General features: G+C 73.2%; 11 protein-coding genes and 2 pseudogenes. 7 read left to right on the forward strand and 6 right to left on the reverse strand.

The window, feature by feature from the left end; translation table 11 throughout:
• Nucleotides 1-17: 17 nt before the first annotated feature.
• From pstA to DER29_RS24995, 3 genes are all read left to right on the forward strand, one after another.
• Nucleotides 18-1,106, forward strand: a complete 1,089-nt coding sequence (gene pstA, locus DER29_RS24985) for a phosphate ABC transporter permease PstA (RefSeq protein ID WP_121400044.1) — start codon at nt 18-20, stop codon at nt 1,104-1,106.
• 20 nt (nt 1,107-1,126) lie between these two features.
• A complete protein-coding gene (pstB, locus tag DER29_RS24990) occupies nt 1,127-1,903 on the forward strand; it encodes a phosphate ABC transporter ATP-binding protein PstB (protein WP_121400045.1) in 777 nt (258 codons plus the stop codon).
• Between the two features lie 143 nt (nt 1,904-2,046).
• A complete protein-coding gene (locus tag DER29_RS24995; RefSeq protein WP_121400046.1) occupies nt 2,047-2,460 on the forward strand; it encodes a VOC family protein in 414 nt (137 codons plus the stop codon).
• A gap of 34 nt (nt 2,461-2,494) precedes the next feature.
• Here DER29_RS24995 and DER29_RS25000 read toward each other — a convergent pair whose 3' ends face one another.
• Nucleotides 2,495-3,328 carry an NUDIX domain-containing protein gene (locus DER29_RS25000; protein ID WP_121400047.1) on the reverse strand — a complete coding sequence of 278 codons (834 nt, stop codon included), beginning with the start codon at nt 3,326-3,328 and terminating at the stop codon, nt 2,495-2,497.
• 71 nt (nt 3,329-3,399) lie between these two features.
• On the opposite strand from DER29_RS25000, the gene DER29_RS25005 reads away from it, so the two are divergent.
• Nucleotides 3,400-4,368, forward strand: a complete 969-nt coding sequence (locus DER29_RS25005) for a Gfo/Idh/MocA family protein (RefSeq protein ID WP_121400177.1) — start codon at nt 3,400-3,402, stop codon at nt 4,366-4,368.
• A 49-nt stretch (nt 4,369-4,417) separates the two neighbouring features.
• Here the strand turns inward: DER29_RS25005 and DER29_RS25010 are convergent, their stop codons facing one another.
• The 3 genes from DER29_RS25010 to DER29_RS25020 form a co-directional block, all read right to left on the reverse strand.
• Nucleotides 4,418-5,422, reverse strand: coding sequence for an inorganic phosphate transporter (locus DER29_RS25010; protein WP_121400048.1), 1,005 nt, complete (start codon nt 5,420-5,422; stop codon nt 4,418-4,420).
• Between the two features lie 4 nt (nt 5,423-5,426).
• A complete protein-coding gene (locus tag DER29_RS25015) occupies nt 5,427-6,053 on the reverse strand; it encodes a DUF47 domain-containing protein (RefSeq protein WP_088998168.1) in 627 nt (208 codons plus the stop codon).
• A 143-nt stretch (nt 6,054-6,196) separates the two neighbouring features.
• Nucleotides 6,197-7,102 carry a PPK2 family polyphosphate kinase gene (locus tag DER29_RS25020; protein WP_121400178.1) on the reverse strand — a complete coding sequence of 302 codons (906 nt, stop codon included), beginning with the start codon at nt 7,100-7,102 and terminating at the stop codon, nt 6,197-6,199.
• Nucleotides 7,103-7,415: 313 nt separating this feature from the next.
• Here DER29_RS25020 and sigJ point away from each other — a divergent pair, with 313 nt between their 5' ends.
• On the forward strand, nt 7,416-8,381 hold the full coding sequence (sigJ, locus tag DER29_RS25025) for an RNA polymerase sigma factor SigJ (protein ID WP_121400049.1): 966 nt from the start codon (nt 7,416-7,418) through the stop codon (nt 8,379-8,381).
• A 22-nt stretch (nt 8,382-8,403) separates the two neighbouring features.
• On the opposite strand, the gene DER29_RS25030 is transcribed toward sigJ, so the two are convergent.
• Nucleotides 8,404-8,910: a DUF402 domain-containing protein gene (locus DER29_RS25030; protein ID WP_121400050.1), complete on the reverse strand. Its 507-nt coding sequence runs from the start codon at nt 8,908-8,910 to the stop codon at nt 8,404-8,406.
• A 69-nt stretch (nt 8,911-8,979) separates the two neighbouring features.
• On the opposite strand from DER29_RS25030, the pseudogene DER29_RS36360 reads away from it, so the two are divergent.
• Nucleotides 8,980-10,397: pseudogene (locus DER29_RS36360) on the forward strand (ATP-dependent DNA helicase); the annotation flags it as partial.
• A 102-nt stretch (nt 10,398-10,499) separates the two neighbouring features.
• A pseudogene (locus DER29_RS36365) lies at nt 10,500-11,198 on the forward strand (ATP-dependent DNA helicase); the annotation flags it as partial.
• 4 nt (nt 11,199-11,202) lie between these two features.
• On the opposite strand, the gene DER29_RS25040 reads toward DER29_RS36365, so the two are convergent.
• Entirely contained in the window at nt 11,203-12,570 is a 1,368-nt protein-coding gene (locus DER29_RS25040) for an AI-2E family transporter (RefSeq protein WP_121400052.1), read from the reverse strand.
• Between the last annotated feature and the right edge of the window lie 48 nt (nt 12,571-12,618).

The raw sequence follows: 12,618 nt of genomic DNA on the forward strand, positions 1-12,618 counted from the left end.
CGGAGCGGAGTGGCGGCATGACAACCACCGTCACGTCGCACCGCACCCGTCCGCCGGCCCAGCCGCCCACGCTGCGGGCCCGGCGCCTGCCGAGGTACGCCGCGCCGGCCATCGGGGCAGCCGCCCTGCTGGTCGCCGCCGCGTTCGTGTACGGCACCGGCACCGGCGGCCCGGTGCTGGTCGTGGTGGTCGCCGCGCTGCTCTACCTGGCCGGCCTGTTCGCCGCCGCCAACAGGGTGGAGGGGCGGCGGTCGGCCCGCAACCGCACCTGGAGCGCGCTGATCCACTCCGCGTTCGTGCTGGCCGTCCTGCCGCTGGCCTCGGTGGTCTGGACGCTGGTCAGCAAGGGCGCCGAGCGGCTGGACGCCGACTTCTTCCTCACCTCGATGAACAACATCGGCGCGCGGGACCCGAACGGCGGCGCGTACCACGCGATCGTCGGCACGCTCCAGCAGGTCGGCATCGCCGCCCTGATCACCGTCCCGCTCGGCATCCTCTGCGCGATCTACATCGTCGAGTACGGCCGGGGCCGGTTCGCCGCCGCGATCCGCTTCTTCGTCGACGTGATGACGGGCATCCCGTCGATCGTCGCCGGCCTGTTCGTGCTGGCGTTCTGGGTGCTGATCGTCTCGCCGTGGTTCAACGACGGGCGGCCCAGCTTCTCCGGCTTCGCCGCCGCGCTCGCGCTGAGCGTGCTGATGCTGCCCACCGTGGTCCGCTCCACCGAGGAGATGCTGCGTCTCGTCCCGGCGCCGCTGCGCGAGGGGGCGTACGCCCTCGGCGTGCCGAAGTGGAAGACCATCCTGCGGGTCGTACTGCCGACCGCCCTGCCGGGCATCGTCACCGGCGTCATGCTCGCCATCGCCCGCGCGGCCGGCGAGACCGCCCCGGTGCTGCTCGTCGCCGGCGGCGGCGCGGCGATCAACTTCAACCCGTTCGAGAACAACCAGTCGTCGCTGGCCCTCTTCGTCTACCAGCAGGCCGGCGACGCGTCCCGGTACGCGCCGGCGCGGGCGTGGACGGCGGCACTCACCCTGGTCGCCCTCGTGCTGATCCTGACCGTCGCGGCGAAGCTGCTGGCCCGTCGCAACCGGCTCGGCCGATGAACCCCGGAGGTACCACCACCATGGCCAAGCGCATCGAAGCCTCGAACGTCACCGCCTACTACGGCGCCTTCAAGGCGATCGAGAACATCAACCTGACGGTCGAGCCGAAGACGGTGACCGCCCTGATCGGCCCGTCCGGCTGCGGCAAGTCCACCTTCCTGCGGTCGATCAACCGGATGCACGAGGTGCTCCCCGGCGCCCGGGTCGAGGGCAGCCTCACCATCGACGACCAGGACATCTACGACCGGGACGTGGACGTCACCGCCGTTCGGCGCATGATCGGCATGGTCTTCCAGCGGCCGAACCCGTTCCCCACCATGAGCATCTTCGAGAACGTGGTGGCCGGGCTGCGGCTCAACGGCGTACGCAGGAAGTCGATCCTGGAGGAGGCGGCCGAGCGGGCGCTCCGCTCGGCCAACCTCTGGGACGAGGTGAAGGACCGGCTGGGCAAGCCCGGCGCCGGTCTCTCCGGCGGTCAGCAGCAGCGGCTCTGCATCGCCCGGACCATCGCCGTCGAGCCGCAGGTGGTGCTGATGGACGAGCCCTGCTCGGCGCTCGACCCGATCTCCACGCTGGCCATCGAGGACCTGATGTTCCAGCTCAAGGACAAGTTCACCATCATCATCGTCACGCACAACATGCAGCAGGCCGCCCGCGTCTCGGACCGGACCGCATTCTTCTCGATCGAGAAGACCGGCGACCCGGGCCGCCTCATCGAGTACGACAACACGCAGAAGATCTTCAGCAACCCCGGCGTGAAGAAGACCGAGGACTACATCACCGGCCGCTTCGGCTGAGCCGCGAGGCGGTGGCCCCTTCTCCCGCTCTCCCTGCGGGGAAGGGGCCTTCCCTTCCCCGCCCCCGGGCCGTGGCAACCCGGCAGCGCCCCAGGATCTGCTCTAGAGTCGGGAAACGCCTACGGTCGATGCGGAGGACGGGCATGTCCGAATACCCCCGGTTGCTGCACACCGTGCTCGACAGCACGAACCCGCGAGAGCTTGCCGAGTTCTACCGGCAGCTGCTCGGGCTGCGGTACCGGCCCGGTGACGAACCACCGACGGACGGGACTGCCGACGACCGGGACTGGCTCGTGCTCACGGACTCCGACGGAGCGGCCAAGCTCGCCTTCCAACTTGTCGACCGCCTGCCCCGGACCACCTGGCCCCGGCACGACGTGCCGATGCAGTTGCACCTCGACTTCACGGTCTCGAACGCGTCCGAGCTGGAGAGGCAGCGTGCGCGGGCGGAGGCCCTGGGCGCGGAGCTTCTGTTCGACCGGACCGACGACCCCGACGAGCCGTTGTACGTGTTCGCGGACCGGTCCGGTCACCCGTTCTGCATCTTCGTGGCCTGAGCCGGGCCGGCCTCCGCGCACGAGGCGACCACAGTCAGCCCAGCACGAACCGGGGCTCGCCGGTCTCGGGCACGTCGAGGCGGGGCGTGACCGGGGTTGCCGCGTCCCGGGTCGCCGCCGCGCGCGCGACGCCGGGCAGGTCGCCGCCGGCCGCCACCTGGGCCAGGCTCACCAGGGTGGGCGGGAGCATGGTCAGCTCGCCGGCCTCCGCCCGGGCCAGGGCGTCCGCCGGGCGGACCCACAGGGTGTGGTCGGCCTCCCCGGAGACGTCACGGGTCCGCTGCCCCTCCGGCAGCAGGGCCACGAAGAAGTACGTGTCGAAGCGGCGCGGTTCGAACTCCGGCGTGATCCACCGGCTCCACGGCAGCAGCAGGTCCGACCGGAGGGTGAGCCCGCGCCGGGCGAGCAGGTCCGCGAAGCCGCCCCGGCGCTGCTCCAGCGCCACCCGGTCGGCCTCCCAGTCGTCACCGCTCACGTCGCCGACCACGGTCTGTGCGTCGGGGCCGGCGAGCAGGACCCCGGCCTCCTCGAAGACCTCCCGGGCGGCGGCGCAGACGACCGCCTGCGCGGCCTCGGGGGTCAGCCCCAGCCGCTCACCCCACCCGGCCGGCGTCGGGCCGGCCCAGTCCAGGTGCGCCTGCGAGTCCGAGGGGTCGACCCCGCCGCCGGGGAAGGCGTACATCCCGCCGAAGGCCATCGCGGCGACCCGCCGGATCAGGTACACCTCGAAGTCGTCGCCGGCGGGGCGGAGCAGCAGCACGGTGGCCGCGACCCGGGGCGCCGCCGGGGTGCCGCCCTCGGCGCGGAAGCGGCGGGCGTGCGCCACGAGCGCCGGGGGTGCGGGGAAGCCGTCGGCGTCGATCGTCATGCGCCGAGCCTAGTTCCCGACGGGTGGATCGCCCCCGCCGCCGTCGGGTGATCTTCGCTAGCGTGGCCGGCATGACTCGATGGGGCATCCTGGCCACCGGCAACATCGCCGCCCGTTTCGCCGAGGACCTGCGCCTGGTCCCGGGCGCCGAACTCGCGGCGGTCGGCTCGCGGACCGCCGAGAGCGCGGAGCGGTTCGCGGCCCGGCACGGCGTGCCGCGGGCGTACGCCTCCTGGGCGGAACTCGCCGCGGACGACGAGCTGGACGTCGTCTACGTCGCCACCCCGCACGCCGCGCACTACGAGGCGGCCACGACCTGCCTCGCGGCCGGCCGGGCGGTGCTGCTGGAGAAGCCGTTCACCCTCGACCTGGCGACCAGCGTCGAGCTGGTGGACACCGCCCGTGCGGCCGGGGTCTTCCTGATGGAGGCCATGTGGATGCGGACGAACCCGCTCGTCCGCCGGCTCTGCGGGCTGGTCGCGGACGGCGAGATCGGCACGGTGACCGGCGTCCGGGCCGACTTCGGGGTGGCCGGGCCGTTCCCGCCGGAGCACCGGATGCGGGCCCGTACGCTCGGCGGCGGCGCCCTGCTCGACCTCGGCGTCTACCCGGTCAGCCTGGCCCACCTGCTGCTCGGCGTGCCCGACCACGTCCGGTCCTGGGCGAAGCTGAGCCCGGAGGGGGTGGACGAGAACACCGGCATCGTCCTCGGGTACGACTCGGGCGCGGTCGCCACCCTCAGCTGCGGCATGGTCGGCGCGCCCCCGCTGGTCGCCTCGGTCACCGGCACCACCGGCCGGATCGACCTGCCCGAGCCGTTCTTCCGCCCCGGCTCGCTGACCCTGCACCGGGCCGGCGCCGAGCCGGAGACGATCGCCGGCGAGCTGGTCGGCGGCGGCTACCAGTACGAGGCGGCCGAGGTCCAGCGCTGCCTCGCCGAGGGCCTCCTGGAGAGCCCCCTGGTCCCCCACGCCGCCACGCTGGAGGTGATGGCGCTCCTCGACTCCGTCCGCGCCCAGATCGGCGTCTCCTACTCCTGACGGAGGAACGGAAGGGGCCCCTCGTCGCCGAGGGGCCCCTTCGCGTACGTCAGCTGAACAGGGGGCGGAACAGGAAGTACATCAGGGCGCCGATGGAACCGGCGGCCGGGAAGGTGAGGATCCACGCCCCGACGATGTTGCCGGCCACGCCCCATCGGACGGCGGAGAGCCGCTTGGTGGCGCCGACGCCCATGATCGCCGAGGTGATCGTATGGGTCGTCGAGATCGGCGCGCCGAGGACCAGCGCGTTGAAGTAGAGCACGCCGCTGGCCACGGTCTCGGCGGCGAAGCCCTCCGGCGGCCGGAGGTCGATGATCTTACGACCCAGGGTCCGGATGATCCGCCAGCCACCGGCGTACGTGCCGGCGGCGAGCACGGCGGCCGACGTCCAGAACGCCCACTCCGGGATGAAGCTGGGGTCGTCCTGGTAGCCGCCGACGTAGAGGGCGAGCACCACGATGCCGATGGTCTTGGCGGCGTCCTGCATGCCGTGGCCGACCGACATGGCGGCGGCGGACGCGGTCTGCGCCCAGCGGAAGCCCCGGTTGAGCCGGCCCGGGTGCCCCTTCCGGAAGATCCACTGCACGGCGATCATGACGACGTAGCCGAGCACGAAGCCGACCATCGGCGAGAGGATCATCGGGATGATCACGCTCTCCCCGATGCCGGTCCAGAGCACCGTGCCGGACGCGGCGACGGTCGAGCCGACCAGGCCGCCGATCAGCGCGTGCGACGAGGACGACGGCAGGCCGTAGTACCAGGTGACCAGGTTCCACACGATCGCGCCGATCACGCCGGCGAAGACGATGCCGAGGCTCGACGTCCCGGTGGGCAGTTTCACGAGGCCGCTACCGACGGTCTTGGCCACCTCGGCGCCGAAGTGGGCGCCGATGAAGTTGCCGACCGCCGCCATGGCCAGGGCCACCCGGGGTGTGAGCGCCCGCGTGGAGATGCTGGTCGCGATCGCGTTGGCGGCGTCGTGGAAGCCGTTGGTGTAGTCGAACGCCAACGCCACCGCGATCACCGCCAGCACGGCGATGAGTTCGGGACTCACAGGATCAGGACTCCTTGACCGCGATGGTCTCGACGGTGTTGGCCACGTGCTCGAAGGCGTCGCAGGCGGCCTCCAGCTCGTCAGCGACCTCCTTCATCTTCAGCACCGTCAGCGCGTCGTACTCGCCGGAGAAGAGGCGGACCAGCAGCATCCGGTACACCTGGTCGCCGTCGTTCTCCAGCCGGTTGCACTCGATCCAGTAGTCCTCGAGGTCCTTCATCGACTTCAGGCGCGGCATGGCGTCGGCGGTCAGCTTCGCCTGCGCGTCCAGGACGTTGACCATCTCGTGCATCTCGCGGGGCAGCGAGGGGAGCTTGGTCAGGCCGTAGAGGTAGAGCAGGTTGCCGACCGCCTCGAGGTGGTCCATCACGTCGTCGAGCAGCGACCCGAGCCGGTAGATGTCCTCCCGGTCGAACGGCGTGATGAAGGTCGAGTTGATCTTCTTGTACAGCTCGTGGGTGATCTGATCGCTGTCGTGCTCCACCTCGGTGAGCCGCTCGCTGACCGACTGCACCTCCACCCCGGGGAGGGCCAGCTCGTTGAGCAGCTCGGTGCCCTTCACCAGGTTCTGCGCGGCCCTGGTGAAGAGCTCGTAGAAGGCGCCCTCGTTCGGGCGGAAGGAAAACTTCACAGCACGGACCTCGTCGTGTCGGTGGAAGGGTCGCGGTCGCCCGGAGGGTGCCCGCCTGGGAATGCTAGAAAACGACGGAACCGGGAATTGCGCGGCCTCCCCCTGGTCAGGCCACATTCACCGGTCGTTCACCTGCCGTTCATCTACGCCGTTCTCCCGGGTCCCAGCAGCCGCTCCCGTTCGCGCCGGACGTCGAAACCGGCAGGCGGATACCCGAGATCGAGAGTGTCGAACGTCTCGCGGAGCAGGTGCGCGACGGCCCAGTCCCGGTACCACTTGCGGTCCGCCGGCACCACGTACCAGGGCGCGGCGTCCGTGCCGCACCGGCCCAGGGCCTCGGCGTACGCGGCCTGGTAGTCGTCCCAGCGGGCGCGGGCTTCAATGTCCGAGGGGTCGTACTTCCAGTGCTTGCGCGGCTCGTCGAGCCGCTCCAGCAGCCGCCGGCCCTGCTCGGCGTACGAGATGTGCAGCATCACCTTCACCAGGGCCACCCCCGCGTCGACCTGCTCCCGCTCGAAGGCGTTGATCTCGTCGTACCGGGCCTGCCAGATCGACTCGGGCACCAGCGATTCGACGCGCGCCACGAGCACGTCCTCGTAGTGCGAGCGGTTGAAGACCCCCACCTGACCGGGCGGCGGGAGCGCCCGCCGGATCCGCCACAGGAAGTCGTGCCGCAGCTCCTCGGGGGTGGGCGGGCCGAACGAGCGGACGTGCAGGCCCAGCGGGTTCATCGCGCCGGCCACGCGCTTGATGGTGCCGTCCTTGCCGCCACAGTCCATCGCCTGGAGCACCAGCAGCACCCGTCGCCCGGCGGCCGCGCCCGGCCCGGCCGCGCCACCGCCCCGGGCCGCCTCCCGGGCCTTCGCGTCGGCGAAGAGCATCTCCTGCTGCCGACCCAGTCCCGCGCCGACCAAGCCGACCTGGCGGCGGGCCCACTCCTTGCGCCGCAGGCCGGTCACCTCGGGCCCGGGCAGACCCGGCGTCGACCGGGGATCGACCGCCCCGAGGTCGACCGGCGCGCCCGGCGTCACCCGGAGCAACTCCCGCATGCTCCCCCCGACCGGCCCCACGACCCCGTCGACCCGCTCCGCACCCGCCCCCACGTCCTGCTCATCACTCGTTCGCACCCTCGGATCATCACCCACCCCCGCCCCTCCCGCCCGCCGACCGTCGCCCCTCGGCCTCGCGATCATGGACTTGTGGTGGGCGGAATCTGTGCCTTCTCCCCTTCTGCGGGCCACCAGAACTGCATGATCGACCCGCTCTTGGGGCGCGGGTGCGGGGGGCGGGAGAATGGGGCGGGAGTGGGTGGGCGGCGCGGGGCGGGAGCGGGTCAGGGCGGGGCGGAGTGGGAGGGGTGGCGTGGGGGATCTGGTGGCGGAGTTCGAGGTGGAGCGGGGGCGGCTGCTGGCGGTGGCCCACCGGATGCTCGGCAGCCGCAGCGAGGCGGAGGACGCCGTCCAGGAGACCTGGCTGCGGTACGCCGCCGCGCTCGCCGACCCGGCGGCCCGCGCCGAGATCCGGCACCTCGGCGCCTGGCTCACCACCACCTGCGCCCGAATCTGCCTCGACGTGCTCCGCTCGGCGCGGGTGCGGCGGGAGGCGTACCCGGGCCAGTGGCTGCCGGAGCCCGTGGTGACGCCACTCGACCAGGGCCCGCGTACCGACGGCTTCGCGCCCGACCCCGCCGAGCGGGCGGTCCGCGCCGACCAGGTCGGCACCGCCCTGATGGTGGTGCTGGAGCGGCTCGCCCCGGAGCAGCGGGTCGCGTTCGTGCTGCACGACGTCTTCGCCGTGCCGTTCTCCCGGATCGCCGAGGTGCTCGGTACGACCGACGCCGCCGCCCGCCAGCTCGCCTCCCGGGCCCGCCGGGCGGTGCACGCGTCCGACGCGCCCCGGCACACCGCCGACGCCGTCGAGCAGCGCCGGGTGCTCGCCGCCTTCGTGGCCGCCGTCGAGTCGGGCGAGCTGGACGCGCTGGTGCGGGTGCTCGCCCCGGACGTCGTCGCCATCGGCGACAGCGGCGGCCACTTCCCGGCGGCCCGACGCCCGGTGGTCGGGGCCGACTCGGTGGCCCGCTTCGTCCTGGGCCTGTTCGGCCGCGCCGGCCGGTACGGCGGCACGCTGCGCGCCCGTCGGGTGCTTGTCGACGGCGTGGAGGGCCTGCACATGGAGAGCCCGCACCCGGACGGCCGGACGCTGCGGGTAATCGCCGCCCTCGCGGTTGACGACGGCCGGGTGACCGGGTTGTTCCACCAGCTCAACCCGGAGAAGCTGGGCGACCTGCCGCCGCTGACGGCCGAGGACGGCTGGCCGCCGCGCTGGTGAGGACCCGTGCCGCTGCCGGTGGTCAGACCACCAGGGCCAACCACTTCCGGTACGACGTGGCGAACGGTTCGACGCCGTCGCCCAGCGCCCCGAGGAGCCACCGGGCCGCCGCCTCGGCCTGCGTCACCACGTCGTCCGGGTAGCCGAAGCGGGCGCGGTGCTCGGCGAACTCGTCCTCGTCGCGCAGCTCCACCAGGCCGGTCGCCCGCCGACGCACCACGTCGAGGTCGAGGTCGATGAGGTGGACGGTGTCGTCGTTCTCCCAGCGGGCCGGGCTGGCGATGTCGCAGTAGACCTCGCTGGTCCGGGGCGGCGGGTTGAACATGCCGGTCCACCAGGCGTGGTGCGGCACCAGGAGGACGAACGGGATCTGCTCCACCGACGGCCGGCCGTGGTAGACGGACTTCGTGCCCTCGGTCACGCCGAGCCAGACGCCGAGCTCGTCCTCGGCCAGACGGCGGGCCGGGTAGTCACGATGGGCGCTGCCGTCGTACTTGCGGTAGATCACGCGGACCACGTCGCTCGGCATGAGTCGCACCCTAACCGATACCGCCCATCGGTCGCCGCACGGAAGTAACCGGACGCGGTCGACGGGAGACCGTACCGTGACGACGCCACACCCGGATCGGCGCGGCCGGTGTCGGGGACGGCGGGTACCGTCGCACGGTGACTCCGCGCCTCGCCACCGGTTCCGCCGCCCCCTCGCCCCGCACCGGAGGCCGGCGGCGGGGCGCCCGGCCGAGCGGGGTGGAGCTGCTCGCCGCCGCGGTCGGCGCGGTGCCGGGCGGGGCGGCCCGTCCCGGTCAGCAGCAGATGGCGACCGCCATCGAGGAGTGCGTGCAGGCGCGGGAGCACCTGCTGGTGCAGGCCGGCACGGGCACCGGCAAGTCGCTGGCCTACCTGACGCCCGCGCTGACGGTGGACGGTCCGGTGGTGGTCTCCACGGCCACCCTGGCGTTGCAGTCCCAACTGGTCGACCACGACCTGCCCCGGCTCGCCGACGCCGTGGAGCCGGTGCTCGGCCGGCGGCCCACCTTCGCGGTCCTGAAGGGACGGCACCACTACCTCTGCCTGGCCCGGCTGGACAACTCCACCGAGGACGAGCCGGAGGACACCCTCTTCGACGCCCCGGCCGCACGCCCCGGCGGCGGCACCAAGTGGCTCGGCGAGGCCGGCCGGCTCGGCAAGCAGGTCCAGCGGCTGCGCGACTGGGCGGAGAAGACCGACACCGGCGACCGGGACGAGCTGGACCCGGGCGTCGACGACCAGGCCTGGCGGCTGGTCTCCATGCCGGCCCGGGAGTGCGTCGGCGCGTCCCGCTGCCCGTTCGGCGCGGAGTGCTTCGCCGAGGCGTCCCGGGCCCGCGCCCGGGAGGCCGACATCGTGGTCACCAACCACAGCCTGCTCGCGGTGGACATGCTCGCCGGCCGGCACATCGTGCCGCCGCACAAGCTGCTCATCGTCGACGAGGCGCACGAGCTGGCCGACCGGGTCTCCTCCGCCGCGCAGGCCGAGCTGGTGCCGGAGCTGATCGACCGCTCCGCGAAGCGGGCCCGCCCGCTGCTGCGGCCGGACGTCGCCGAGTCGCTCACCGCGGCCGGCGACGCCCTGGCGGTCGGGCTGGCCGAGGCGCCGGCCGGGCGGATCACCTCGGGGCTGCCGTCCGCGCTGCGCGAGGCGTGCACCCTGCTCGACGCGGCCACCCGGGCGGCGCTCGACGCGATCGGCGAGGTCAAGTCCGACGACCCGGACCCGGTGCGCAAGCAGCAGGCCAAGGCCGTGCTCGACGAACTCTCCGCCACCGCGCAGCGGCTGCTGGAGGAGGCCGACCACGACGTCGCCTGGGTGGAGAAGAACGACAACACCGGTCGCCGTGCGCTGGTGGTCGCGCCGCTCTCGGTCGCCGGCACGCTCGCCACCCACCTGTACGAGGAGCGTACGGTCGTCGCCACCTCGGCGACGCTGACGCTGGGCGGCCGGTTCGACACGGTGGCCCGGGCGCTGGGCCTGGAGGCGCCCCCGGCCGACCCGCCGTCGCCGGCCGCCGCCGCCCTGGCCGCCCGTTCCGCCGGGCGCACCGGCGGCACCGGGTCGGCGGAGGGCAGCGCCGCGACCGGCCCGGCGGGGGCGCCGGCCACCTCGGGGCCCGGGTGGCGCTCCCTCGACGTCGGCTCGCCGTTCGACTACCCCCGGCAGGGCATCCTGTACGTCGCCGCACACCTGCCCCGGCCCAGCGTCTCCGGGCTGCCCGACGCGGCCGGCGAGGAGCTGCTCGCGCTGGTCACCGCGCTCGGCGGGCGTACGCTCGGCCTCTTCTCCTCCCGGCGGGCCGCCCAGCAGGCGGCGGAGCTGCTGCGCGCGCGGACCGACCTGCCGGTCCTGCTCCAGGGCGAGGAGGCGCTGCCGCTGCTGGTACGCCGGTTCCGGGAGGAGAAGTCCAGCTGCCTGTTCGGGGTGATGTCGCTCTGGCAGGGGGTCGACGTGCCGGGCGACTCCTGCCAGCTGGTGGTCATCGACCGGCTGCCCTTCCCCCGGCCGGACGAGCCGCTGGCGGCGGCGCGGGCGGCGGCGGTGGACGCCGGCGGCGGGTCGGGTTTCGCGGCGGTCAGCGTGCCGATCGCCGCGATCAGGCTGGCCCAGGGGGTGGGCCGGCTGATCCGGTCGACGGGCGACAAGGGCGTGGTGGCGGTGCTCGACTCGCGCCTGGAGACCGCCCGGGGCTACGGGCCGTTCCTGCGCCGGTCGCTGCCGCCGTTCTGGTACACCACCCGGCCGGAGGTCGCCCGCGGCGCCCTCGAACGCCTCGCCAAGTCCTGACCCGTCAGGGTGCCTGGGAGGCGACGACGACGGCGTCGGGCGGGGTGTCCGGGACGGTGCGGGCGGCGAGCCGGCGCACGGCCGTGTTGAGCACGGCGATCAGCGGCACCGAGACCAGCGCGCCGGTGATCCCGGCGAGGACCACGCCGGCCGCGATGCCGATGATGACCGCGAGCGGATGGATGGCCACCGCCCGACCCATGATCAGCGGCTGGAGGAGATGCCCCTCCACCTGCTGCACCCCGATCACCGCGCCGAGGATGATCAGCGCGGTCACCGGGCCGCTGTCGACCAGCGCCACCAGGACCGCGACGACGCCCGACAGGGTCGCCCCGACGATCGGGATGAACGCCCCGAGGAAGACCAGCGCGGCGAGCGGGAAGGCGAACGGGATGTCGAAGATGACCAGGAAGACGCCGATGCCGACCGCGTCGATGAAGGCGACCAGCACGGTCGCCCGGACGTAGGCGACCAGGGTCGCCCAGGACGCCCGCCCGGCGTCGTCGACCTTCCAGCGGGCGGCCACCGGCAGCAGCCGGACCAGGAAGCGCCAGATCTTGTTGCCGTCCCGCAGGAAGAAGAAGGTGGCGAAGAGCACCAGCAGCGTGCCGGTCAGCACCTCAGCCAGCGTGGCGGCCGTGGAGAGGGCGCCGCTGGTGAACTTCTCGGTGTTGTTGTTGATCCACTTCTGGCCCTCCTCGATGTAGTTGTCGAGTTGGCCGTCGGAGAGGTGCAGCGGGCCGGTCTTCAGCCAGTCCTGGATCTGCCGGACGCCCTCCGAGGACTTCTTGCTCAGCTCCGGCACGCCCTGGATGAACTCGTTCACCACCAGGGTCAGCGTGCCGATCACCCCGGCCAGGCCGCCCACCAGGACCACCGCCGTCGCCATGGACCGGGGGAACCGGGCCCGCAGCAGCCAGCCGACCGCTGGCGCGAGCAGCGCCGAGAGCAGCAGCGCGACGGCCAGCGGGATGACCACGATCCGGACCGTGCCGACGATCTTCAGCAGCGCCCAGGCCACCACGCCGATCACGATCAGCCGCCAGGACCACGCGGCGGCTATCCGCAACGCGTGCGGCACGTCCGCGTCGTCCCGGCTGGAGGTGGAGTTGTGCATCGCCCCGGGCGGCGGGGCGCCGACCACGGTCGCGGACGGCGCCGCCGCCGGTCCGGGGGACGTCGGCGAGGCCACGCCGGCCGGTTCGGGGCCGTCGACCGGGTCCGTACGGCGCGCGCGCACCGACTCCCGGCCCGACTCGTACGCGCGACGGAGCCGTCCGCGTATCTGCTCGAAGCGGCTCAAGCGCACCTCCTGGCAAGAGACCGGCCCGCCCACGCCGGTGGGCGGACAGGATACGTCCGACGACGCCACCGTAGGGCAGGTCCGCCACACATTGCCCCCGGCCCCCGGCGCGTAACC

This window comes from Micromonospora sp. M71_S20 (genome assembly GCF_003664255.1).
Classification (GTDB): domain Bacteria; phylum Actinomycetota; class Actinomycetes; order Mycobacteriales; family Micromonosporaceae; genus Micromonospora.